This window comes from Aurantiacibacter zhengii (genome assembly GCF_003584125.1).
In the GTDB taxonomy this organism is placed as follows: domain Bacteria; phylum Pseudomonadota; class Alphaproteobacteria; order Sphingomonadales; family Sphingomonadaceae; genus Alteraurantiacibacter; species Alteraurantiacibacter zhengii.
On the sequence record NZ_QXFL01000001.1, the window covers coordinates 148,368 to 170,029 of the forward strand.

Consider the following 21,662-nt stretch of genomic DNA (forward strand, 5'->3'; position numbering starts at 1 on the left):
TTCGGGGGATCTGGCGCCTTGCTGGTATGGTTTGAAGGGGGCGCCTAGCACGAGGAATCTTAGTTGCAAACGCATGAACTGGTCGCACATGCCGCGCATCCGCCACTCGCAGTCCGGCGGGTGGAGGCGCGTGTTCTATCTCTTACCGATAACTGGGTGCGGGTTCGCTGGCGCATCGACGGGCCGAGCAAGCTGGTGCTGCCGGCCTTTGCAGGGCGCGGCAGGGCTGACGGGCTCTGGAAAACAACGTGTTTCGAGCTGTTCATGATGGAGAAGGACGGAACGAATTCCTATTCGGAGTTCAACCTGTCTCCATCCGAGCGCTGGGCCGCCTACGACTTCACCGAGTACCGCGAGGGCATGAGCGAGCGCCCGTTCCCGCGCGAGCCTGACTGCACCATGCGCACGGGCACCGCGATGGCGATCTTCGACGCCTCCCTGCCTCGCTCCCAGATGCCCGAGCCCCCTGCCTCCATCGGTCTTTCTGCCGTGATCGAGGAAGAGGGCGGGGTGAAGAGTTACTGGGCGATTTCGCACCACAAGGAACAGCCGGATTTTCACGATCCTGCTTGCTTCCGGGGCTCACTTGCGCGAACCCGCGCTGCATGAAATTCGGAATAGACCGGCTGCTTGCCGAACCTGACCTGCGCAAACCGCTCGAAGGAAAGCGGGTGGCACTGGTTGCGCACCCTGCCTCCGTCACGGCGGATCTGACGCACAGCCTCGATGCGCTGATCGCCGCTGGTGTGAACGTTACGAGCGCCTTCGGCCCGCAGCACGGGCTGAAGGGCGACAAGCAGGATAACATGGTGGAGACGGCGGACGAGACCGATCCGGTCTACGGCATCCCCGTGTTCTCTCTCTATGGCGAGGTTCGCCGCCCCACCGGCCAGATGATGTCGAGCGCGGACGTGTTCCTGTTCGACCTGCAGGATCTGGGCTGCCGCATCTACACCTTCGTCACGACCTTGCTCTACCTGCTGGAAGAGGCCGCAAGGCACGGCAAGACGGTGTGGGTGCTGGACCGGCCCAATCCCGCCGGTCGCCCGGTGGAGGGCACGAAACTGCAGGAAGGCTACGAAAGCTTTGTCGGCGCCGCGGCCATGCCGATGCGCCACGGGCTGACGATGGGCGAAATGGGCCACTGGTTCATCCGCCACTTCAACCTGGATGTCGATTACCGCGTCATTACCATGCACCACTGGCTGCCGGAGGGGCCGGGTCTTGGCTGGCCCACCGATCGTATCTGGATCAATCCCAGTCCCAATGCCGCCAGCCTCAACATGGCGCGGGCCTATGCCGGCACGGTCATGATCGAGGGCGCGACGCTCAGTGAAGGTCGCGGCACCACACGGCCGCTGGAAGTGCTGTTCGGCGCGCCCGATGTGGACGCCAAGGCCGTCCTTACCGAAATGGAACGCGTCGCTCCGGAGTGGCTATCGGGTTGCGCCCTGCGCGAATGCTGGTTCGAACCAACCTTTCACAAGCATGCGGGCGAACTGTGCAACGCGCTGATGATCCATGCCGAGGGCGGGTTCTACGATCACGCCGCGTTCCGCCCGTGGCGGTTGCAAGCCCTTGCTTTCAAGGCGATTCGCATTCTCTACCCGGAATATCCGATCTGGCGGGGCACCGACTTCAAGTATGAGTATACCGAAGGCCACCTCGCCATAGATGTCATCAATGGCGGGCCCGGTCTGCGGGAGTGGGTCGACGACCGCTCGTCAAGCCCCGGCGATCTGGACGACGCGGCATCTGCGGACGAAGCGGCATGGCGCGAAGACGTGGCGGACCTGCTGCTCTACTGAGCGGGGAGTACCTGCACCGGCCCTTCGTCGTTCTGGGGTAGGGAAAGGGTGCCGTCGGTCATCACCAGCAGTTCGCAACCGTTCACTTCGTAGCCCACGGCGTGCATCGGCTCCACGGCGTTGGGGCTGGCGGGATCGCGAAAAAGCTGCGCATCGCCTTCCGCGCCTCGTACGAGCGCGGGGTCGTTCTCACATCTTGCGGCCTGCTCTTCCTCGCCGAATGACAGGCTTGCATCGTCCTGTGCGGAAGACTGCTGGGTCGAGCGTACGATATCCTCGCTTGCCGCCGGATTGGCGCCGGCAAGCAGAAGGGTTGGCAGGGCAAATTTCAACACGGCTCTATCCTTTCTGCCCCGAAAGGTATCACAGGTCGCTGCGTTGCTCAAAATCGCCACCATTCATGCGGCGGTCAGCCGTGCTTGCGGCTGAGTTCCCGCATGGCATCGTCGAGACCGTCCAGTGTCAGGGGGAACATTCGGTCATTCATGATCTGGCGGATCATGTGTGTCGACTGGGTGTATTCCCACGAACGCTGCGAATTGGGATTGAGCCAGGCGACCGCCGGATAGGTGTCCACCACACGCTTCAGCCAAGTCTCGCCGGGCTCTTCGTTCATGTGCTCCACGCTGCCGCCGGGCCAGGCGATCTCGTAGGGGCTCATCGCGGCGTCGCCCACGAACACGATCTTGTAGTCGTGCCCGAACTTGTGGAGGATATCCCAGGTCGGAATACGCTCGCTCCAGCGCCGCGAATTGTCCTTCCATACGCTTTCGTACAGGCAGTTGTGAAAGTAGAAGAACTCCATGTTCTTGAATTCGCTGGTGGCGGCGCTGAACAATTCCTCCGTCGCCTTCACGTGATCGTCCATCGAACCGCCGACATCCAGGAATAGCAGCAGCTTCACCGCGTTGTGCCGCTCCGGCCGCATGCGAATATCGAGCCAGCCCTGCTTGGCCGTGCCGCGGATCGTCGCATCGAGGTCCAGCTCGTCCGCCGCGCCTTCGCGGGCGAAACGACGCAGGCGACGAAGCGCCACCTTGATATTGCGTGTGCCCAAGTCCTTGCTCGAATCGAGGTTCGCGAACTCGCGCTTTTCCCAGACCTTGATGGCTCGGCGATTCTTGCTCTTGCCACCAATGCGCACGCCGGCGGGATTGTAGCCCGAATGACCGAATGGGCTGGTGCCACCGGTGCCGATCCACTTGTTACCGCCGTGGTGTTCCTCGTCCTGCTCCTCCAGACGCTTCTTCAGCGTCTCCATGATCTCGTCCCAATCGCCCAGTTGCTCGATCGCGGCGCGTTCTTCTTCGGTGAGAAATTTCTCGGTGACGGCACGCAGCCATTCTTCGGGGATCGAATATTCCTGCTCGCCGGACTCCGAAAAAACACCGTGGAAGACCTTGTGAAACACCTGGTCGAACCGGTCGAGCAGCCCCTCGTCCTTCACGTAAGTAGCGCGGGCGAGGTAGTAGAATTCCTCCGGACGACGCTCGATCACGTCGGAATCCAGCGCTTCCAGCAGAGTCAGGTGCTCTTTCAGGCTGGCACGAATGCCAGCACCGCGAAGTTCCTCGAGAAAGTTTAGCAGCACGTACCGAGGTCGCTCAGCGGTTCTCGCGGCGGGCCATGAAGGCAAGGCGTTCCAGCAGCATGACGTCAGCCTCGTTCTTGAGCAGAGCGCCGTGGAGCGGCGGGATCGCCTTGGTGGGGTCGCGGTTCTGCAGCACGTCCACCGGCATGTCCTCGACCAGCAGCAGCTTGAGCCAGTCGAGCAATTCGGAGGTGGAAGGCTTCTTCTTCAGGCCGGGCACTTCGCGCAGTTCGTAGAACACCTCCAGCGCCTGGGTGACGAGCCGCTTCTGGATGTCGGGGAAATGCACGTCGATAATCTCGCGCATCGTCTGGTCATCCGGAAACTTGATGTAGTGGAAGAAACAGCGACGCAGGAAGGCGTCGGGCAGTTCCTTCTCGTTGTTGGAGGTGATGACGACAATCGGGCGTTCTTTCGCCGCGATGCGTTCGCCCGTCTCGTAAACGTCGAACTCCATCCGGTCGAGTTCCTGCAACAGGTCATTGGGGAACTCGATATCGGCCTTGTCGATCTCGTCGATCAGCAGCACGGGCAACTCGGGGCTGGTGAAAGCTTCCCACAGCTTGCCCTTGCGAATGTAATTGGAAATGTCGTGAACGCGCTCGTCACCAAGCTGACCGTCGCGCAGACGCGCGACGGCGTCGTATTCGTACAAGCCCTGTTGCGCCTTGGTGGTGCTTTTCACACCCCATTCGATAAGCGGTGCGCCGATGGCCTTGGCAATCTCGTGCGCCAGCACCGTCTTGCCCGTACCGGGCTCACCTTTGACCAGCAGGGGGCGTCGCAGGGTGACTGCGGCGTTCACCGCTACTTTCAGATCGTCGGTCGCGACGTAGTTCTCGGTGCCGGTGAAGCGCTGGGTCATGTGTTTGCCTGAATTGCCTTGGTGTGCCTCCAAGCTAGATATTGCGTCGCAACATGACAAGGTGAACCTAGTTTTCGCGTGCCAGGGCGACCGCGCGCATTGCCAGCATCTCCAGCGTCGACTGGTCGACTTCTTCCTCCGGATTGTTCCAGCTGAAGGTGGCCACCGTCCAGTCGCCCGCCTCATCGCGCAGCAGCCAGCTGAGGTTGAGAACGCCCGGTTCCGAACCGCCCTTGTATCCCACGTAGTCCCATTCATCCTGCATGGCAGGGGTAAGCGCGGTGTTCACTCCCATGATCTGGAATGCGGTTTCGTCGCCCAGCGCAACCAACCGCTGAAGCAGGCTGGCAAGATCGTCGGGAGACGCCAGCCATTCGACCTCGATCATGTTCGGACCGCCCGTGAAGGCCGCGAGCACGGCGTCCATGTCGCGCTCCACACCGCGCAAGGAAGCCAGCGCCTGTCGCCGCGAGGCGATGTCGGAGCCGAGGTACTGGCCAGCATCAACCTCGTCCCCCGATTTCAGCACGAACATTTCGCGGGTCGTCATGAACGGGAATGTCGCTTCGGGATTGGCATGACCCGACGCCACCACCTCGGCTTCCACCACGTCGCGACCCAGTTCTAAGATAAGCTGGTCGGTCGCGGTGTTGTCACTGTTGGAAATCATCAATGTGGCCAGGGTCTGCAGGGTGATGGGCGCGCCTTGCGGCCAGCGCTGCAACTCGCCGCTGGGAAAGCTGCGCTCGGTCAGTGTCACTACGTCGCTCCAGCCCCGCTCACCATTTGCGATGGAGTGGGCGAGGGCAGAGAGCACGTAGAGCTTGAAGGTGGATCCGATCGCGTATTGCTGGTCGGCATTGCGCGCTGCCAGCGGGTTCGTTTCGCCAAGGCGCGACACCAGCAGGCCGACTTCGCCGGGCAAGGCGTCTACATCTTCGAGGAACTGCGCCACCGTGTCGCCGATGGGGGTCATTTCGCTGAGCCGGAACCCGGTCACCTCGTACGGGGCGTCTGCCTCCAGCGCGAAGGAACCGCTGGCCCTGCCGCGCTCGAACCGGATCGCGATACGCGCACCGGCAGGAGCGACAGCTTCCACGGTCTCCACCCCGATCAGCGGGCCGAACTGCGCCTCGATCTGACCCTGGATGGCCTCGAACTGGGCCTCCGGCACTGCGGAGGCGAAATTGTCCGCGAAGACCTCGTCGTAAACCGCTTCGCCGCGCATGGCGGCCACGATGTCTTCCGCGCGCTGCTCCAGTCGCGCCGTTTCCTCGGCATCCTGCGCCAGGGCAGCGGCCGGCGAAGCGACGATGAGAACGGCGAGTATTGCGTTACGGATCATGACTTAACTCTCCACACAGGTACGCTTGATGAGTGCGCCAGCTGGATTGCTATACGCCTCGCGAACGTGAGGATAGTCTGCGTGTGATCCGGCTTCTTACGCGACAGCCCAAAAAAATCCTCAGGCGTCGATCAAATCCCGATCCAGTTCGCCCGCGCGGTTCTGGATGAAATTGAAGCGATGTTCCGGATTGCGGCCCATTAACTGGTCGACCAGTTCCTTTACGGCAAAGCGTTGCTCGTGCTGCTCGGGCAGGGTGATGCGGATAAGTGAGCGGGTTTCCGGGTCCATCGTGGTCTCGCGAAGCTGGCCGGGGTTCATTTCGCCAAGCCCCTTGAACCGGCCGACATCGACCTTCTTGCCTTTGAACACGGTCGCCTCCAGCTCGGCGCGATGTTCGTCATCGCGGGCGTAGCGGCTCTCCTTGCCGGCAGTGAGTCGATAGAGCGGCGGCTGGGCGAGATAGAGGTGCCCCTTGCGAACAAGGTCCGGCATTTCCTGGAAAAAGAACGTCATCAGCAGCGTGGCGATATGCGCACCGTCGACATCGGCATCGGTCATGATGACGATACGGTCGTAACGCAGGTTTTCCGCATCGCAATCCTTGCGCATTCCGCAGCCCAGCGCGAGGGCGAGATCGGCGATTTCGCTGTTGGCGCGGATCTTGTCGGGGCTGGCGCTGGCGACGTTTAGGATCTTGCCGCGGATAGGAAGGATCGCCTGCGTCTTGCGATTGCGCGCCTGCTTGGCGCTGCCGCCTGCGGAATCGCCCTCGACGATGAACAGTTCGGTCTCGCCATCGGTCTCCCCGCTGCAATCGGTCAGCTTGCCCGGCAGGCGCAGCTTCTTTGCATTGGTGGCCGTCTTGCGCTTGATCTCGCGTTCCTGCTTGCGCTTGAGGCGTTCCTCCATCCTTTCCATGACGGAGCCGAGCAGCGCCTTGCCGCGTTCCATGTTGTCGGACAGGAAATGGTCGAAATGGTCGCGCACCGCGTTCTCGACCAGGCGCGCCGCTTCGGGGGAAGTCAGGCGATCCTTGGTCTGGCTCTGGAACTGCGGATCGCGGATGAAGACCGACAGCATGATCTCGGATCCGGTCATCACGTCATCCGCGGTGATGTCCTTCGCCTTTTTCGTACCGGTCAGGTCGCCAAAGGCGCGCAGCCCTTTCGTCAGCGCGGCGCGCAGGCCCGCCTCGTGCGTTCCGCCATCGGGCGTGGGCACGGTGTTGCAATACCAGCTGGTCGATCCGTCGGACCATAGCGGCCAGGCAATCGCCCATTCCACGCTGCCTTGCTGGACGTCATCATCGTTGACGGGGAAATCCTGCTTGCCGGTGAAGAAATCTGCGGTGACGCACTCACGCTCGCCCACCTGCTCCTTCAGGTGGTCGGCCAGGCCGCCGGGAAACTGGAAAGTCGCCTCGGCCGGCACATCTTCGCTGGCGAGGGAGGGGACGCATTTCCAACGAATTTCGACCCCTGCGAACAGGTAGGCTTTCGAGCGGGCCAGCTTGAACAGGCGCTTCGGATTGAACTTGCGGTCCCCGAAGATTTCCGTGTCGGGCACGAAAGTGACGCTCGTGCCGCGCCGGTTGGGGGTATCGCCGATCTTCGCGATCTTGCCTTGCGGCAGACCTTGCGAGAACTCCTGCGCGTACACCTGCTTGTTGCGCGCCACTTCCACGCGGGTGAAGCTGGACAATGCGTTCACCACCGAAACGCCGACCCCGTGCAGGCCGCCGCTGGTGGCATAGGCTTTGCCGGAGAACTTACCGCCCGAGTGCAGCGTGGTCATGATGACTTCGAGCGTCGACTTGCCGGGAAACTTCGGGTGCTCATCCACCGGCATGCCGCGACCGTTGTCGGTAATGGTCAGCCGGTTGCCTTCTTCCAGCACCATCTCGATGCGGTTGGCATGGCCCGCCACCGCCTCGTCCATCGAGTTGTCGAGGACTTCGGCGGCGAGGTGGTGCAACGCGCGGTCGTCGGTGCCGCCGATGTACATGCCGGGCCGGCGCCGAACAGGCTCCAGCCCCTCCAGCACCTCGATGGAGGAGGAATCATAATCTCCGCTGCCCTGCGGCGCGTTTTCGAACAGGTCATCACTCATGCGCACGATATAGGCATGGGGATTCCACGCCTACAAGCGGGCAGGGGGGACTTATCCGTCGGTTAGAAGCCGGAAGGTGCCGGATCGACGACGGTAAAGGCACCGTTGCCGATCTGGCGGACCTCCATGGCACGCTCGCCAACGCCGTTGGTCTGGAACCGGATCGGGCCGTCGAGACCGAGGAAGCCGCCGTCCGTGGTCAGCAGCCCGGCAGGGAGATCGGTGCCGGGGCGCCAGTCGCGCGTCAGCCTTAGGGTCAGCAGTACGGCATCATAGCCCAGCGTTGCGATCCGGTACGGCTGCTCCCCGAACCGGGATTCGTAGCTGTTGGCAAACTGGCGGTAGCGATCATCCGGCACGGCGGAGAACCACGCGCCGCGCATTGCACCGGCACTCAGAAGGGTGTCCTGACGGCTCCACAGTTCGGTGCCGATGATCGAGGGCAGGGAGTCGCCTGCATTCTTCAGGCGCGGCGCCGCCATGGCTGCGAGGCGGGCATTGTCGGCAATCAGCACCGTGTCGAAGCCGCCCGCGGTGGAAAGCCGGTCGGCCGCGCTGATGATGGAGGTATTGCCACGGTCGTAGCGCTGAACATCCACCACGGTGCCTCCGCGCGCCATGATAACCTGCTCCGCAGCGGCAGTGGTCCGGTTGCCATAGTCACCGCGCGGGGCGAGGATGGCGAACCGGCTGGCCCCTTGATCGATAGCGAAATTGATCGTGCGCACCACGGACTGTTCGGGAATGTGACCCATCACGAACACGTCGGACCGTGCAACCGTCGTATCGTTGGAGAATGTGATCAGCGGCACATCGTCGGGCCGCGCCTGGGCGAGAACGGGGCCCACATTGTCGCGCTGTAGCGGGCCGAGGATCAGGCGGTTGCCGTCGTTGATCGCGCGGCTGGCAGCAGCACCTGCCCCGGCGCTGGTGTCATACGTGGTGATGCGCAGATTTTCGGCGCCGGTATCCAGCAGCGCCATTGTCGTGGCATTGGCGATGGACTGGCCGACGTCGGCATTGCTTCCGCTCATCGGCACCAGCAGGGCGACGCGGTGCCGCCCCTCGTCATCGGGAAGCACGGCCTGGTCGGGTACCCGTGGCTGTTCCACCACCGGTCCGCCTGCGTCGGGGCGAGGAGCCTCCGCACCCGGAATTACCTGACAGGCCGCCAGCAACAGGCTGCCCGTGGCCATGGCCAGAATGCGTTTGAAATTACCCAACATGCTTGCTTGCTCCGCTGAACTTGGTCCATGGCCGCATCCGTGAGCGAACCATCCTTATCTCCCGGCCTCTATATAGTCGCGACGCCGATTGGCAATCTTGGCGACATCACCATGCGGGCAGCAGACATCCTGGCGCGCTGTGATGGTATCGCGTGCGAGGACACGCGCGTTACGCAGAAGCTTATCAGACACTTGGGCGTTTCCAAGCCGCTTTGGCGGTATGACGATCATTCCGCGCCGAACGACCGGGCGCGGCTTATCCAGTCCATGCGCGACCGCGCCGTGGCACTGGTAAGCGATGCCGGCATGCCTTTGATCTCCGACCCCGGGTTTCGTCTGGTGAGAGAAGCGAGGGAAGCCGGAATTCCGATTACCGCGTTGCCCGGCGCCAATGCCCCGCTGACAGCACTTGCCCTGTCCGGGTTGCCCAACGACCGCTTCCTTTTTGCCGGTTTTCTCCCTCCGAAGGAGAAGGCCCGGGCCGACGTGCTGGAGGAGCTGGGCCGCGTCCGTTCCACTCTGATCTTCTTCGAAACCGCGCCGCGCCTTGCCAAAAGCCTTGCTGCCATCGCCACCGTCCTGCCGGGGCGGGAGGTGGCCGTGGCCCGCGAACTGACCAAGATGTTCGAGGAATGCCGCAGCGGAACGCCCGAGGACGTGCTGGCGCACTATGAAGCGCATCCGCCGAAGGGTGAAATCGTGCTGCTGGTCGGTCCCGCGCCTGAGCAGGAACACGACAGCGACGATGCCGACGCCATGCTGCGCGAATTGCTGGAGACGGAGAAACCCTCCCAAGCAGCCGCGCAGGTTGCCAAAGCCACCGGCCTCGATCGCAAGATGCTGTATGCCCGTGCAATGGAACTGAAAGCGCAATGAAGCGCCAGCTTGCCGAACAGCGCGGCCGCAAGGCGGAGGACGAAGCCGCCTGCTGGCTGGAGGGGCAGGGCTGGGAGATCATTGCACGGCGGCGCAAGACCAAGGTTGGCGAGATAGATCTCGTGGCCAGGCGCGCTGGCCTGATCGCTTTCGTGGAAGTGAAATGGCGCCAGCGTCTCAGCGATCTGGACCTTGCGATAGACGAACACCGCCTTGCGCGCGTTGCCGCTGCCGCGACAAGCGTGGCTCATGAATATGCCATGCAGGGCGAGGATATGCGGATCGACGTGATCCTGCTTGCACCCGGCACGCCGCCTCGCCACATCGAGAACGCCTGGATGCCCTGAGCAACCGGAAGATGAGGAAAAACACCATGAGCCTTCGTGTCGCCGTCCAGATGGATCCGATGGAATCGATCAAGATCGCCGGCGATTCCAGTTTCGCCCTGATGCTGGAAGCACAGGCTCGCGGCCATGCCCTCTGGCACTATGATGTCACCACGCTTTCATGGGAAGAAGGCAGGATATCGGCCTGGGCAAGGCCGGTGACGGTCCAGCGTGTGGAGGGTGACCATTACACGGCGGGGACCTTGCGCAAGATCGACCTGGCAGAAGATATCGATGTCGTCCTGATGCGGCAGGACCCGCCGTTCCACCTCGGCTATATCAGCGCGGCCCTGCTGCTAGACCGGCTGAAGGGCAGGACGCTGGTCAGCAACGATCCGCGCGAAGTCATCAACGCCCCTGAAAAGATGTTCGTGCTGGATTATGCGCGTTTCATGCCGCCCACGCTGATCGCACGAAAGCTGGAGGACGTGCTCGAATTCCAGAAGAAGCACGGTGCCGTGGTGGTGAAGCCCCTTCACGGCAATGGCGGCAAGGCCATCTTCAAGATCGATGCCGAGGGGACCAACACCTCCGCCCTGTTCGAGGTGTTCAACCAGACCTGGCCCGAACCGCATATGGTGCAGCCCTTCCTTCCCAGCGTATCCCAGGGCGACAAGCGCATCGTGCTAGTGGACGGCGAGGTTGCAGGTGCCATCAACCGCAAGCCGGGGCAGGGCGAATTCCGCTCCAACCTGGCGCAGGGCGGCTCCGCAGAGGCCAGTCAGCTTACCGCGCGCGAAGAAGAGATTTGCGCCGCCATGGGTCCGGAACTGAAGCGCCGGGGGCTGACATTTGTCGGCATCGACGTGATCGGCGGCGAATGGCTGACCGAGATCAACGTCACCAGCCCGACTGGGATTGTCGCGATCGACAGGTACAACGGGACCAACACCGCCGGCATGATCTGGGATGCACTGGAGCGGCGCCACTCTTCCATGTGAGCAGCAATGTGACAGGACCGATCCGCGCCGCTGCGGGTTATTGAGCCATGGAAACCCTCATCATCGACCTGATCGAGCGCGGCGGATATCTCGGCATCTTCATGCTGATGGCGCTGGAAAACATCATTCCGCCGGTGCCCAGTGAAGTCATCATGGGCGTGGGCGGACTGCTGGTGCAGCGCGGTTCGATGGAGTTCTGGCCACTGCTGCTGATCGGGACGCTCGGCACCGTTGCAGGCAACTATTGCTGGTACTGGCTTGGCGACACCTACGGCTACAAAAGGCTGGAACCGCTGGTCGATCGCTGGGGCCGCTGGCTGACGATCGACTGGGAGCATATTGCCGAAGCGCAGCTGTTCTTCACCCGGCGCGGGCACTGGGTAGTGTTCTTCCTGCGCTTCTCTCCCTTCTTGCGCACGATCATCTCCCTGCCTGCCGGTCTGGCGCACATGCCTAAGATGAAATTCCTGCTCTTCACCTTTGCAGGGTCGCTGATCTGGAATGCGCTGCTGATCAAGGGCGGCCAGTGGATCGGTCACTGGCTGGAGGATTCGCAGCACATCCTCGCATATATCATCCTCGGCCTGATCGCGCTGACAGTGATCGGTTACGTCTGGCGCCTGTTCACCTGGACGCCGCGGGCCGAGCGCGAGGAGGACTAGTCGCTCTCGCGCGGATGAGCCGAGCGGTATGCTTCGAGCATCCTGGCTGCATCCACTTTCGTATAGATTTGCGTCGAACCGAGGCTGGCATGGCCGAGCAGTTCCTGCAGGCTGCGCAGATCCGCCCCCGAACCGAGCAGGTGCGTCGCGAAGCTGTGGCGCAGGGCGTGGGGGGTTGCTGTTGCGGGCAAACCCAGGCCTTTCCGCGCCCGCGCCATCGCCTTCTGGACCGTACCCTGTGACAGGGGCCCGCCGCGCGCCCCCTTAAACAGGGCATCTGCGCTGTCGAACGGATGCGGACAGATTTCGACGTAGGCTTGCACCGCTTCGCGCACGACCGGGATCAGGGGAACAACGCGCTGCTTGTTGCCCTTGCCGGTCACCACCAGTGTCTCGCTCAATGGCAGGTCACCCGCTTTCAGCGAAAGCGCTTCCGCAATGCGCAGCCCTGCGCCGTACATCAGCAAGAGGACTGCAGCATCGCGTTTCCCGGTCCAGTCGGCGCTGGAGGTTTGCTCGACCATGTCGGTAAGGCCCACCGCCTCGTCCGGCGTGACGGGGCGGGGCAGCCCCTTCTTGATACGCGGCCCGCGAAGGCGCGGCGCGGTGCCGGGTTCGGCGCCCACCTGCTCTCGCGCGTGTGCCACGAACCCCTTGAGCGCGGACAGCTCGCGCGCGGCAGAGACATTGCCGATTCCCTCTCCGCGGCGCGTGGCGAGATGGGAGCGCAAGTCGCGGGTAGAAACATTGGCCACCGCCTGCCAATCCGACAGCCCCAGCGCCAGCATCAGGCGTTCGGCTGTCGCCACATAGGCGCGAACGGTATGGGGACTGCGGCGCCTTCCGGTAGCCAGATGGTCGCGCCACTGATCGAGAAGCGCGGATACGCTCATGCCAGCGCCAGCTCGTCTGTCACCAGCTCTGCGAGAAGGGCGTCCAATAAGGGCATGCCCTCAGAAGTGACGCCCACCCGTGAACCTTCCTCCCAGGCAAGACCGAGCCGCGCATAATGTATCAGCTTGTCCGGCTGGATCAGGCTGGCCGGGGCAAGTGCCAACCTTTTACCCAGCGCTTCGAGATCGACGCCCTCTGCAAGGCGCAGTCCCATCAGCAGCGCTTCAGACGCCTGTTCGGCGACACCAAGTGCCCGCTCTTCTTTCAGGCCGTGGCCGTTTCGCGATACGGCGTCGATCCAGTTCTCCGGCTTTTTGTGACGCATGGTGGCTAGCCCACCGCGACGCCCGTGCGCGCCGGGGCCGATGCCTGCGTAGTCGTCGTAGCGCCAATAGGTTAGGTTGTGCCGGCTCTCTTCGCCGGGGCGGGCGTGATTGCTGATCTCGTAAGGCGGCAGGCCCGCGTCCGTCGTCAATTCGCGGGTGATGGCGAAAAGGTCCGCTGCCCGGTCATCATCGAGAGGCATGAAACCTCCGCGACGGACATCCGTGGCAAAACGCGTGCCCGGCTCGATGGTAAGCTGGTACAGCGACAGGTGGCCGGTGCCAAAACCAAGGGCGCGGGAAAGCTGCTCGCGCCAATGGTCTTCCGTCTGGTCGGGCAGAGCATAGATCAGGTCGAACGAAACCCGCGCGAACACCGATTGCGCGGTCTCCAGCGCTGTCAGACCCTCGGAGGCATCGTGCAAGCGGCCCAGGAACCGCAGAGCGCTGTCGTCCAGCGACTGCAGGCCCAGCGACACCCGATTGACGCCTGCCGATGACAGGGCAGCGAAATTGGCAGCCTCGACCGAGGAGGGATTGGCTTCCAGCGTTATTTCGACATCCGGTGCAAAGCCCCAGAGTTTCTCGGCCTCGGCCAACAATGCCTCGACCAAGGCAGGGGGCATCAGCGAAGGCGTGCCGCCTCCGAAGAAAATGGAATGCAGCGGCTCACCGCCCGCGATCTCGGCTTCATGGCGCAAGTCTGCCAGCAACGCCGCCTGCCACGCGGCCACGTCAACGCTGTCTCGCACGTGCGAGTTGAAGTCGCAGTACGGGCATTTCGCCAGGCAAAAGGGCCAGTGGATGTAGAGGGCGCGGGCCATGTGGTTGTTTTCAGTCTCCGTTAACCCGCAATAGCCAAGGTGGGCGGATGGGAAAAGGACGGGTCTTTCTTGCCGCACTGGCGGCTGTCGCTTCGCTTGGCACGGTTTCCGCTCCGCTTTCGGCGCAGGACAAGGGCCGTATCAACCCCTTTGCCATCAGCCTGCTGGAAGAACACAACCGCGCCCGGGCCGAGGTGGGTGTGCCGCGCCTGGAATGGAGCAATCGCCTGGCGCGCGAGGCTCATGACTGGGCGCAGCACATAGCTCGGCAAGGCAGGATGATCCACGCCAATCGCGAGCAGCGGAACGGATCGGGCGAGAATCTGTGGATGGGTTATGCAGGATACTACGGGCCTGATGTGATGGTGGGCGGTTTCCTGGCGGAGCGGCAGCACTTTCGCAACGGCACCTTTCCGCAGGTCTCCTCCACTGGCAACTGGCGCGATGTTGGGCACTACACCCAGGTTATCTGGCGCGGCACCCGCGAAGTCGGTTGTGCCGTGGCCCGCGGCGGCACGAACGATTTCCTCGTCTGCCGCTACTACCCCGCCGGAAACGTTTACAACCAGCGCGTTTTCTAGGCGGCGAACTGGTCTGCCTTCAGTTTCGCGAAGGCATCCGCGCGGTGGCTGATCGCGTGCTTTTCTTCCGGTTCCAGCTCGGCAAAAGTCTGCTGCCGCCCTTGCGGTACAAACACCGGATCGTAACCGAACCCCATGGTGCCGCGCGGAGGCCAGGTCAGCGTGCCATCGGCCCGGCCTTCGTAAACCACATGCTCCCCATCGGGCCAGGAAATTGCGAGCACGCATGAAAACCAGCAGTCGCGCGGTGTATCCGGGCCCTTGGCCTGCAACAGACCCTCCACCTTGCCCATGGCCATGTACCAGTCGCGGCCCGGTTCACCTTCGAAGAACTGCCGCTCCGCCCAGTCTGCGGTATAGACGCCGGGGCGACCGTCCAGCGCCGCAACCGACAGGCCGCTGTCGTCGGCGAGGGCGGGAAGGCCCGAAGCCTCCGCCGCCGCGCGCGCCTTGATCAGGGCATTCTCGACGAAGGTGGTGCCGGTTTCGGGAGGTTCCGGCAGGCCAAGCGAACCCGCCGAGATGCAGTCGAGACCATGAGGCTCCAGCAACTTGGCGATCTCCTTCAGCTTGCCCGCGTTATGCGTGGCAATCACCAGCTTTCCCGGCCCCAGCTTCCGGCTCATTTCGTAGCCGCGTCCTGTGCCTTGAAGATTTCCGCGCAGCCCATCTGGGCAAGACGCAGCAGGCGCAGCAGGCCTTCCTCGTCGTAGGTTGCGCCTTCGGCAGTGGCCTGCACTTCGGCAATCTGGCCGCCTTCGATCAGTACAAAGTTGGCGTCGGCATCGGCGTTGGAATCCTCGACATAGTCCAGGTCCAGCACCGGGGTGCCCTGATGGATGCCGCAGGAAATGGCGGCGATCTTGGCGGTAAGGGGGTCTTCCTTGATCGCGCCTGCTTCCATCAGCTTGTTTACCGCCATGCGCAGGGCCACCCATGCGCCACTGATCGAGGCAGTGCGGGTGCCGCCGTCGGCCTGGATTACGTCGCAATCGAGCGTGATCTGCCGCTCACCCAGCTTCTCCATATCGCAGACTGCGCGCAAGGAACGACCGATAAGCCGCTGAATTTCCTGCGTACGACCGCTCTGCTTGCCCTTGGCCGCCTCGCGCGAGCCGCGGGTGTGCGTGGCGCGGGGCAGCATCGAATACTCGCCGGTGACCCAGCCCTGGCCCTTGCCGCGCAGCCACGGCGGGATGCGTTCTTCGACAGATGCGGTGCACAGCACGCGGGTGTCGCCAAAGCTGATGAGGCACGAACCCTCGGCATGCTTGGTAAAGCCGGTTTCGATGGTGATGGCGCGCATTTCGTCAGGCGCACGGCCGGAAGGTCGCATTGATTTCTCCGATTGAAGCGTTTGCGAGAAGCGCCCTAGCGGTTAGATAGGGCGCTGTCATGGCTTCTCCACCGATCACCGAACTGACAGCACGCGCAAAGGAGATCTTCCGCCTGGTGGTAGAAGATTACCTCGCCAGTGGCCAGCCTGTCGGCTCCAAGACGCTGGCGCAGCGCGGGGAAGTGAACCTGTCGCCAGCCTCGATCCGTTCGGTGCTGAGCGAACTGGAGGGGTTCGGCCTGCTGGCGGCGCCGCACACCAGCGCGGGGCGGATGCCGACAGACCTTGGCCTGCGGCTGTTTGTCGACGGCATCATGCAGGTTGCCGAACCTACCCGGGCCGAACGCGCGGCTATCGAGCAGCAGCTTGCCACGCCCGGCCCGATTGAGGAGGCGCTGGAGACCACCAGTGCGCTGCTCTCCAACCTGTCGGGCGCGGCGGGCATGGTGATGGTGCCGCAAAGGGAAGCGCGTCTGTCGCAGTTGAACCTCGTGCCGCTGGACCAGAAGCGCGCTCTCGCCGTGCTGGTCGGGGAAGACGGGCACGTGGAAAACCGACTGGTGGAACTGGACGGCCCCGTCTCCCCCTCCGCCCTTCAGGAAGCCAGCAATTACATTTCCACCCGGCTGCGCGGGCGCACGCTTGCCGAGGCCGCCAGGGCCATGCAGACAGAGCTCGCCTCGGGCAGAAGCGCGCTTGACGAAGCCAGCCAGCGCCTGGTGGAGGCGGGTATCGCCACGTGGAGCGAGGATGCGGCGAAACGTCCTGTCCTGATCGTGCGCGGTGCCTCCAATCTGATCGACGAAAACGCGGCCACCGATCTCGAACGTGTGCGGCAATTGCTGGACGACCTTGAAAACAAGCAATCGGTGGCACAATTGCTCGATAGCGCGCGGCAGGCAGAATCGACCCGGATTTTCATCGGGGCCGAGAATCGCCTGTTCGCATTGTCCGGCTCGTCCGTCATCGCCGCCCCCTATCGCGACCGCGAGGGCAAGGTGGTTGGCGTGCTGGGTGTCATCGGTCCGACGCGGTTGAATTACGCCCGCGTCGTACCCATGGTGGACTTCACCGCCCATTCCCTGGGCAAGAGATTTGGTTAGCGAGACAGATGAGCGAGAATGACAAGAACCGCGACGAAGCGGTTGAAAAGGAACTGGAAGGCGTGCCGGAGGAATTCCTTTCGGACGAACCGGCGGAGGACGAGCAGGGCAGTTTCGAAGAGGAACTGGCGCAGCTTCGTTCGGATCTGGAGGCTGCCAAGCAGGAAACGCTCTACGCCAAGGCCGAGGCCCAGAACCAGCGACGCCGCCTGGAAAAGGAAGTGCAGGATGCGCGCGCCTATGCCGCGACCGGTTTCGCCCGCGATATCCTCAGCGTGGCCGACAACCTTGCCCGCGCCATCGATGCCATTCCGGAAGACTTGCGCGAAGACAGCAAGTTCAAGGGCCTCGTCGCCGGTATCCAGGCCACCCAGCGCGAACTGGACAAGGTGTTCACCAACAACGGCATCACACGCATTGCCGCCGTGGGCCTGCCGCTGGACCCGAACCAGCACCAGGCGATGATGGAAATCCCCACCGACGATGCCGAGCCCGGTACCGTGGTGCAGGAAATGCAGGCAGGTTACATGATCAAGGACCGGCTGCTGCGGGCCAGCATGGTGGGCGTCGCAAAAAAGCCCGAATAGGGCGATTTTCGGAACCTGAGGGCAGGGTCGACCGTAATCTCTCCGATACGGGGGATATACGGAGATTTGCCATGAATACGAAACTGTTGCTCGCCCCCGCGCTGGTTGCATCCACCATGGGCCTGGGTGCCTGTGCGGATAACTACGCGGTAGAGGGCGGACTGGCCGGTGCGGCTGCCGGCGCTGCTGGTGCTGCTCTCCTGGGCGGTGATATCGAGACCTATGCCCTGGCGGGTGCCGCCATCGGCGGCGTCATCGGCTATGCGTCCGACAAGAACGATGAGTGCGATGGCTACTACGGCGATGGTCGCTACGTCGACGACGATTGCCGCGGATATGACGGTTACCAGCGCTACTGGTGATCGCTGACACATCGCGAATTAAGAGGGCCGCTGCGCGACGCAGTGGCCCTTTCTTGTTATGGGGCCGCACGTCGCGCCACAGCCTGCTCGCAGAACTCGCCGGGAAGCCTCAAATGAACAGGTACAACACGAGATATCTCGTGATCAGGGCGACCAGCAATATCGCCTGTACACGACGATCGCGAAAGATCATCGCTGCGACCATCAGACCCACGAAGAGCACCGTCAGACCAACGGAAACAGGGGTCAAGAGGCTGGAGCGAATTGCCTCGATCGACAACAAGTAGGCCCATTGCGCGGCGACCAGCGCGATCAGGATGCCGAATATCGTGCGCGAGACGCGAAAGTAATGCGTGTCCAGATCGCGAAAGCGGTCCGGGTCGCCTGGAAATACCAACCGCGCTGCCAGGTAATAGGAACTGGCAAAGGTCATCACACCCAGCAGCATCGGTGCCGTCACCGTAATGAGCGGGCGGACCGTCCAGGCGAACATCCAGAAACTCATCAGGTCTACCATGACGAAAATCGCCATCAGCGGCGTCAGCCAGCCAATGGCAAACTTCGCCTCCTGCCCCTTGGCATCGTATGCGAATTCGAGTTCGAGCGCCCGTCCGAGCCCTGACAGCAACTCGACCAGCGAAAGACCAAGCAGCAGGGCATAAAGAACAAAGATGAATTCGAAATCGGTCACTTACCGGCTCCCGGAAAGTTCACCAACACGTCGTAGGCCGCAGGGTCTGCGACCCCCGCCAGCTTGTATCCGTTGCGGAGCAGGAACGCGTGCTCCACGATGCGGGCCTGTTGCTCTATGCCGTATTTCGTCAGTGCGCATCCGGGCTTCAGTGTGTAGTCGTAGCTCGCCCACGGCATCCGGTTCAGTACCAAGTACCAGTCGCCGCGTGTCTGGGTTTGCCAGACATGGGTCATTTCGTGAATGAACAGGGCCTGCCGCCTGACGGGCGCGCTCGCGAAATCGTCGCAATAGGTATCGCCCAGAGGGTGGAAGTGAATGTGCCCGCGCGGGGCCATCGTGATACGTTTGGGCTGGAAAAAAGCCCATTTCCTGCGCCTTATGCGCACCTTCGCATAATCGATGGCGCTACCGAACATGGTGCGGGCAAGCGCGACTTCCCCTTCGCTCAGCGGCCTTTCGCCGCCGATCGGACAGGATGCCGCGCTGCCTGCATCCATTATTCCGTGTCGCTATCCGAAGCGTCGCCACCCGGCGCGTCACCCGCTGCGCGGATTTCAACCGGGAAGCTGACCTTGTCGCCGCCCACGAATGTCAGCGTGACTTCGGTCTCGCCGCCGGCCTGCAGCGTGTCGGCCACGTCCATGGCCATGACGTGATAACTCTCCGGCTCGAAAGCGATGCTTTCGCCTGCCGGAAGGTCCAGTTGCATCAGTTCGTCCATCGACGGCTCGAGGTTCCATTCGCCCATCTGGTGCAGCACCGCGCTGCCCGCGCCCTCGACATAGGCGGAACGGATCATGCGATTGCGCTCGCCCGAATTCTCGATATTGAAATAGACCGCGGCAGGGTTTCCGGCCACTGCCGGCAGAGCCATCCAGCCATCGGTAACGGTAATTCCTGCGGGCGCATCGGGCGCACCCTCGGCCACGGGCTCTTCGGTCTCGCCACCGCAGGCTGCCGTACCCATGACCAGGCCAAGTGCGGCCGCCGATGCCAGAATGCTCTTCATATTCATCAAATTCCCCTCTCAGAAGATGCGCCGATTTCTAGTCGCCACGTTCCCTTGTGCCAAGCAAAACCGCTCCTATATCCGGCTTCGATACACAGCTTTTATCGAGCTGCCGAGTGGCCTTGCCAACAGCATCCCTGCGGGATCGGGGGGCCGAGCGCGCAGCGTCCAACACTGAAAGAGATGGGAAATTATGAGCAAGATTATCGGTATCGACCTTGGCACCACCAACAGCTGCGTCTCCGTGATGGAAGGCGGCAAGCCCAAGGTTATCGAGAATTCCGAAGGTGCGCGCACGACGCCTTCGATCGTCGCCTTCACCAAGGATGACGAGCGCCTGATCGGCCAGCCTGCCAAGCGCCAAGCCGTTACCAACCCCGACAACACCCTGTTCGCCATCAAGCGCCTGATCGGTCGCCGGTTCGACGATCCGACCACCAAGAAGGACATGGACATTGTTCCCTATGACATCGTCAAGGGCAAGAACGGCGATGCCTGGGTGGAAGCGGGCGGCGAAGAATATTCGCCCAGCCAGATTTCCGCCTTCATCCTGCAGAAGATGAAGGAAACCGCCGAGAGCTATCTTGGCGAGACCGTGACCAAGGCGGTCATCACCGTTCCCGCCTACTTCAACGATGCACAGCGCCAGGCGACCAAGGACGCCGGCCAGATCGCAGGGCTTGAAGTAGAGCGTATCATCAACGAGCCGACCGCGGCCGCGCTGGCCTATGGCATGGACAAGGACGACGGCAAGACCATCGCCGTCTATGACCTTGGCGGCGGTACGTTCGACGTCTCCGTCCTCGAAATCGGTGACGGCGTGTTCGAAGTGAAGTCGACCAACGGCGACACCTTCCTGGGCGGCGAAGATTTCGACAACGTGATCGTCGATTACCTTGCCGAGCAGTTCAAATCGAAGGAAAACATGGATCTGAAGAGCGACAAGCTCGCCCTTCAGCGCCTGAAGGAAGCTGCCGAAAAGGCCAAGATCGAGCTTTCCAGCTCGCAGACCACGGAAGTGAACCTGCCCTTCATCACCGCGCGCATGGAAGGTGGATCGTCCACCCCGCTGCACCTGGTCGAAACCATCAGCCGTTCCAAGCTAGAGCAGCTGGTAGGCGACCTGATCAAGCGCACGCTGGAGCCGTGCAAGAAGGCGCTGGCCGACGCCGGTGTTTCCAAGGACGGCATCGACGAAGTGATCTTGGTGGGCGGCATGACCCGCATGCCCAAGGTTCGCGAAGTGGTGGAAGAATTCTTCGGTTCCAAGCCGCACACCGGCGTGAACCCCGATGAGGTCGTGGCCATGGGTGCCGCTATCCAGGCCGGCGTGCTGCAGGGCGACGTGAAGGATGTGCTGCTTCTCGACGTCACCCCGCTTTCGCTGGGTATCGAAACGCTGGGCGGCGTGTTCACCCGCATGATTGACCGCAACACCACGATCCCGACCAAGAAGACGCAGGTCTATTCCACCGCCGAGGATAACCAGGGCGCTGTGACGATCCGTGTGTTCCAGGGCGAGCGTGAAATGGCAGCGGACAACAAGCTGCTCGGCCAGTTCGACCTTGTGGGCATTCCGCCCGCACCGCGCGGTGTGCCGCAGATCGAAGTCACCTTCGACATCGACGCGAACGGTATCGTGAACGTGTCTGCAAAGGACAAGGGCACGGGCAAGGAACAGCAGATCCGCATCCAGGCCTCGGGCGGTCTCTCGGACAGCGATATCGACCAGATGGTGCAGGACGCAGAGAAGTTCGCCGAAGAAGACAAGAAGCGTCGCGAATCTGCCGAGGTTCGCAACAACCTCGACAGCCTGGTGCATGCCACCGAAAAGCAACTCGAGGAAAATGGCGACAAGATCGATAGCGGCCTGAAGGGCGAAATCGAAACCGCCGTTTCCGAAGCCAAGGAAGCGCTGGAAGGTGGCGAAGTCGATGCCATGAAGGCCAAGAGCGAGGCCCTCACGCAGGTCGCCATGAAGATGGGCCAGGCCATCTACGAGAAGGAACAGGCTGCCGGTGCTGATGCCGCTGCCGATGCCGCGGCGTCCGACGATGCCTCTTCCCCCAGCGAGGAAGAAGAGGTTGTCGATGCCGAGTTCACCGAGGTGGACGAAGATAACGGCAAGTCCTGATCG

General features: G+C 62.6%; 24 protein-coding genes. 11 read left to right on the plus strand and 13 right to left on the minus strand.

All coding sequences use genetic code 11. The features are described 5' to 3' along the window. The first annotated feature begins 63 nt into the window (after window positions 1-63). Window positions 64-609 (plus strand): DOMON-like domain-containing protein, encoded by a 546-nt coding sequence (locus D2V07_RS00710; RefSeq protein WP_199698699.1) that lies wholly within the window; start codon window positions 64-66, stop codon window positions 607-609. Next, the gene (locus tag D2V07_RS00715) at window positions 606-1,808 is read left to right on the plus strand and encodes an exo-beta-N-acetylmuramidase NamZ family protein (RefSeq protein WP_119584111.1); all 1,203 of its coding nucleotides are present in this window, start codon (window positions 606-608) and stop codon (window positions 1,806-1,808) included. Before D2V07_RS00710 ends, D2V07_RS00715 begins: the two co-directional genes overlap by 4 nt. Here the strand turns inward: D2V07_RS00715 and D2V07_RS00720 are convergent. The 6 genes from D2V07_RS00720 to D2V07_RS00745 all read right to left on the minus strand — a co-directional run bounded on the left by D2V07_RS00720 (window position 1,802) and on the right by D2V07_RS00745 (window position 8,947). Continuing rightward, the gene (locus tag D2V07_RS00720; RefSeq protein ID WP_147366875.1) at window positions 1,802-2,143 is read right to left on the minus strand and encodes a hypothetical protein; all 342 of its coding nucleotides are present in this window, start codon (window positions 2,141-2,143) and stop codon (window positions 1,802-1,804) included. The two genes, D2V07_RS00715 and D2V07_RS00720, sit on opposite strands and share 7 nt — an antisense overlap. Before the next feature lie 74 nt (window positions 2,144-2,217). Then, window positions 2,218-3,399, minus strand: coding sequence for a vWA domain-containing protein (locus D2V07_RS00725; RefSeq protein WP_119584113.1), 1,182 nt, complete (start codon window positions 3,397-3,399; stop codon window positions 2,218-2,220). A gap of 13 nt (window positions 3,400-3,412) precedes the next feature. Then, complete coding sequence (locus D2V07_RS00730) at window positions 3,413-4,264, minus strand: AAA family ATPase (protein WP_119584114.1); 852 nt, start codon at window positions 4,262-4,264, stop codon at window positions 3,413-3,415. 67 nt (window positions 4,265-4,331) lie between these two features. Next, on the minus strand, window positions 4,332-5,609 hold the full coding sequence (locus D2V07_RS00735; RefSeq protein ID WP_119584115.1) for a serine hydrolase: 1,278 nt from the start codon (window positions 5,607-5,609) through the stop codon (window positions 4,332-4,334). Window positions 5,610-5,729: 120 nt separating this feature from the next. Beyond that, entirely contained in the window at window positions 5,730-7,721 is a 1,992-nt protein-coding gene (gene parE / locus D2V07_RS00740; RefSeq protein WP_119584116.1) for a DNA topoisomerase IV subunit B, read from the minus strand. Between the two features lie 62 nt (window positions 7,722-7,783). Next, window positions 7,784-8,947: a penicillin-binding protein activator gene (locus tag D2V07_RS00745; RefSeq protein ID WP_119584117.1), complete on the minus strand. Its 1,164-nt coding sequence runs from the start codon at window positions 8,945-8,947 to the stop codon at window positions 7,784-7,786. Between the two features lie 27 nt (window positions 8,948-8,974). Between D2V07_RS00745 and rsmI the strand changes: the two genes are divergently transcribed. From rsmI to D2V07_RS00765, 4 genes are read left to right on the plus strand one after another with little or no spacing between them, the layout of a single operon-like run. Next, complete coding sequence (gene rsmI / locus D2V07_RS00750; RefSeq protein ID WP_119584118.1) at window positions 8,975-9,823, plus strand: 16S rRNA (cytidine(1402)-2'-O)-methyltransferase; 849 nt, start codon at window positions 8,975-8,977, stop codon at window positions 9,821-9,823. After that, complete coding sequence (locus D2V07_RS00755) at window positions 9,820-10,170, plus strand: YraN family protein (protein WP_119584119.1); 351 nt, start codon at window positions 9,820-9,822, stop codon at window positions 10,168-10,170. Before rsmI ends, D2V07_RS00755 begins: the two co-directional genes overlap by 4 nt. Window positions 10,171-10,196: 26 nt before the next feature. Continuing rightward, window positions 10,197-11,150 (plus strand): glutathione synthase, encoded by a 954-nt coding sequence (gene gshB / locus D2V07_RS00760; protein WP_119584120.1) that lies wholly within the window; start codon window positions 10,197-10,199, stop codon window positions 11,148-11,150. 47 nt (window positions 11,151-11,197) lie between these two features. Continuing rightward, window positions 11,198-11,812 (plus strand): DedA family protein, encoded by a 615-nt coding sequence (locus tag D2V07_RS00765; RefSeq protein ID WP_119584121.1) that lies wholly within the window; start codon window positions 11,198-11,200, stop codon window positions 11,810-11,812. Here D2V07_RS00765 and D2V07_RS00770 read toward each other — a convergent pair. Both D2V07_RS00770 and hemW read right to left on the minus strand, forming a co-directional pair. Further along, window positions 11,809-12,705, minus strand: a complete 897-nt coding sequence (locus D2V07_RS00770) for a tyrosine recombinase XerC (protein WP_119584122.1) — start codon at window positions 12,703-12,705, stop codon at window positions 11,809-11,811. The two genes, D2V07_RS00765 and D2V07_RS00770, sit on opposite strands and share 4 nt — an antisense overlap. Beyond that, window positions 12,702-13,853 (minus strand): radical SAM family heme chaperone HemW, encoded by a 1,152-nt coding sequence (hemW, locus tag D2V07_RS00775; RefSeq protein WP_119584123.1) that lies wholly within the window; start codon window positions 13,851-13,853, stop codon window positions 12,702-12,704. The genes D2V07_RS00770 and hemW overlap by 4 nt, the downstream gene beginning before the upstream one ends. A gap of 47 nt (window positions 13,854-13,900) precedes the next feature. Here hemW and D2V07_RS00780 point away from each other — a divergent pair, with 47 nt between their 5' ends. Then, entirely contained in the window at window positions 13,901-14,434 is a 534-nt protein-coding gene (locus tag D2V07_RS00780; protein WP_119584124.1) for a CAP family protein, read from the plus strand. On the opposite strand, the gene rdgB is transcribed toward D2V07_RS00780, so the two are convergent. Continuing rightward, window positions 14,431-15,060 (minus strand): RdgB/HAM1 family non-canonical purine NTP pyrophosphatase, encoded by a 630-nt coding sequence (gene rdgB / locus D2V07_RS00785; RefSeq protein ID WP_119584125.1) that lies wholly within the window; start codon window positions 15,058-15,060, stop codon window positions 14,431-14,433. The two genes, D2V07_RS00780 and rdgB, sit on opposite strands and share 4 nt — an antisense overlap. Further along, the gene (rph, locus tag D2V07_RS00790; protein ID WP_119584126.1) at window positions 15,057-15,770 is read right to left on the minus strand and encodes a ribonuclease PH; all 714 of its coding nucleotides are present in this window, start codon (window positions 15,768-15,770) and stop codon (window positions 15,057-15,059) included. The genes rdgB and rph overlap by 4 nt, the downstream gene beginning before the upstream one ends. Before the next feature lie 59 nt (window positions 15,771-15,829). On the opposite strand from rph, the gene hrcA reads away from it, so the two are divergent. From hrcA to D2V07_RS00805, 3 genes are all read left to right on the plus strand, one after another. Beyond that, a complete protein-coding gene (hrcA, locus tag D2V07_RS00795) occupies window positions 15,830-16,873 on the plus strand; it encodes a heat-inducible transcriptional repressor HrcA (RefSeq protein ID WP_119584127.1) in 1,044 nt (347 codons plus the stop codon). Between the two features lie 8 nt (window positions 16,874-16,881). Continuing rightward, the gene (grpE, locus tag D2V07_RS00800; protein ID WP_119584128.1) at window positions 16,882-17,460 is read left to right on the plus strand and encodes a nucleotide exchange factor GrpE; all 579 of its coding nucleotides are present in this window, start codon (window positions 16,882-16,884) and stop codon (window positions 17,458-17,460) included. Between the two features lie 71 nt (window positions 17,461-17,531). Next, on the plus strand, window positions 17,532-17,822 hold the full coding sequence (locus D2V07_RS00805) for a glycine zipper domain-containing protein (RefSeq protein WP_119584129.1): 291 nt from the start codon (window positions 17,532-17,534) through the stop codon (window positions 17,820-17,822). A 109-nt stretch (window positions 17,823-17,931) separates the two neighbouring features. Here D2V07_RS00805 and D2V07_RS00810 read toward each other — a convergent pair whose 3' ends face one another. Genes D2V07_RS00810 through D2V07_RS00820 form a run of 3 tightly spaced genes read right to left on the minus strand, consistent with a single transcriptional unit; the run spans window position 17,932 to window position 19,531 of the window. Continuing rightward, on the minus strand, window positions 17,932-18,513 hold the full coding sequence (locus D2V07_RS00810; RefSeq protein WP_119584130.1) for a hypothetical protein: 582 nt from the start codon (window positions 18,511-18,513) through the stop codon (window positions 17,932-17,934). Further along, window positions 18,510-19,013, minus strand: a complete 504-nt coding sequence (locus D2V07_RS00815) for a vgr related protein (RefSeq protein WP_119584131.1) — start codon at window positions 19,011-19,013, stop codon at window positions 18,510-18,512. The genes D2V07_RS00810 and D2V07_RS00815 overlap by 4 nt, the downstream gene beginning before the upstream one ends. Next, window positions 19,013-19,531, minus strand: coding sequence for a copper chaperone PCu(A)C (locus tag D2V07_RS00820; RefSeq protein WP_119584132.1), 519 nt, complete (start codon window positions 19,529-19,531; stop codon window positions 19,013-19,015). The genes D2V07_RS00815 and D2V07_RS00820 overlap by 1 nt, the downstream gene beginning before the upstream one ends. A 187-nt stretch (window positions 19,532-19,718) precedes the next feature. Here D2V07_RS00820 and dnaK point away from each other — a divergent pair, with 187 nt between their 5' ends. Then, window positions 19,719-21,659 (plus strand): molecular chaperone DnaK, encoded by a 1,941-nt coding sequence (gene dnaK, locus D2V07_RS00825; RefSeq protein WP_119584133.1) that lies wholly within the window; start codon window positions 19,719-19,721, stop codon window positions 21,657-21,659. Window positions 21,660-21,662 lie beyond the last annotated feature (3 nt).

What these genes read in the sequence shown, in the direction of transcription:
- D2V07_RS00780 (WP_119584124.1), top strand. Translation starts at nt 13,901, where the DNA reads ATGGGAAAAGGACGGGTCTTTCTTGCCGCACTGGCGGCTGTCGCTTCG.
- gshB (WP_119584120.1), top strand. Translation starts at nt 10,197, where the DNA reads ATGAGCCTTCGTGTCGCCGTCCAGATGGATCCGATGGAATCGATCAAG.
- rph (WP_119584126.1), bottom strand. Translation starts at nt 15,770, where the DNA reads ATGCGACCTTCCGGCCGTGCGCCTGACGAAATGCGCGCCATCACCATC.
- grpE (WP_119584128.1), top strand. Translation starts at nt 16,882, where the DNA reads ATGAGCGAGAATGACAAGAACCGCGACGAAGCGGTTGAAAAGGAACTG.
- D2V07_RS00745 (WP_119584117.1), bottom strand. Translation starts at nt 8,947, where the DNA reads ATGTTGGGTAATTTCAAACGCATTCTGGCCATGGCCACGGGCAGCCTG.
- D2V07_RS00755 (WP_119584119.1), top strand. Translation starts at nt 9,820, where the DNA reads ATGAAGCGCCAGCTTGCCGAACAGCGCGGCCGCAAGGCGGAGGACGAA.
- D2V07_RS00730 (WP_119584114.1), bottom strand. Translation starts at nt 4,264, where the DNA reads ATGACCCAGCGCTTCACCGGCACCGAGAACTACGTCGCGACCGACGAT.
- D2V07_RS00770 (WP_119584122.1), bottom strand. Translation starts at nt 12,705, where the DNA reads ATGAGCGTATCCGCGCTTCTCGATCAGTGGCGCGACCATCTGGCTACC.
- hrcA (WP_119584127.1), top strand. Translation starts at nt 15,830, where the DNA reads ATGGCTTCTCCACCGATCACCGAACTGACAGCACGCGCAAAGGAGATC.
- parE (WP_119584116.1), bottom strand. Translation starts at nt 7,721, where the DNA reads ATGAGTGATGACCTGTTCGAAAACGCGCCGCAGGGCAGCGGAGATTAT.
- D2V07_RS00815 (WP_119584131.1), bottom strand. Translation starts at nt 19,013, where the DNA reads ATGGATGCAGGCAGCGCGGCATCCTGTCCGATCGGCGGCGAAAGGCCG.
- dnaK (WP_119584133.1), top strand. Translation starts at nt 19,719, where the DNA reads ATGAGCAAGATTATCGGTATCGACCTTGGCACCACCAACAGCTGCGTC.
- D2V07_RS00765 (WP_119584121.1), top strand. Translation starts at nt 11,198, where the DNA reads ATGGAAACCCTCATCATCGACCTGATCGAGCGCGGCGGATATCTCGGC.
- D2V07_RS00805 (WP_119584129.1), top strand. Translation starts at nt 17,532, where the DNA reads ATGAATACGAAACTGTTGCTCGCCCCCGCGCTGGTTGCATCCACCATG.
- rsmI (WP_119584118.1), top strand. Translation starts at nt 8,975, where the DNA reads ATGGCCGCATCCGTGAGCGAACCATCCTTATCTCCCGGCCTCTATATA.
- hemW (WP_119584123.1), bottom strand. Translation starts at nt 13,853, where the DNA reads ATGGCCCGCGCCCTCTACATCCACTGGCCCTTTTGCCTGGCGAAATGC.
- D2V07_RS00735 (WP_119584115.1), bottom strand. Translation starts at nt 5,609, where the DNA reads ATGATCCGTAACGCAATACTCGCCGTTCTCATCGTCGCTTCGCCGGCC.
- D2V07_RS00820 (WP_119584132.1), bottom strand. Translation starts at nt 19,531, where the DNA reads ATGAATATGAAGAGCATTCTGGCATCGGCGGCCGCACTTGGCCTGGTC.
- rdgB (WP_119584125.1), bottom strand. Translation starts at nt 15,060, where the DNA reads ATGAGCCGGAAGCTGGGGCCGGGAAAGCTGGTGATTGCCACGCATAAC.
- D2V07_RS00715 (WP_119584111.1), top strand. Translation starts at nt 606, where the DNA reads ATGAAATTCGGAATAGACCGGCTGCTTGCCGAACCTGACCTGCGCAAA.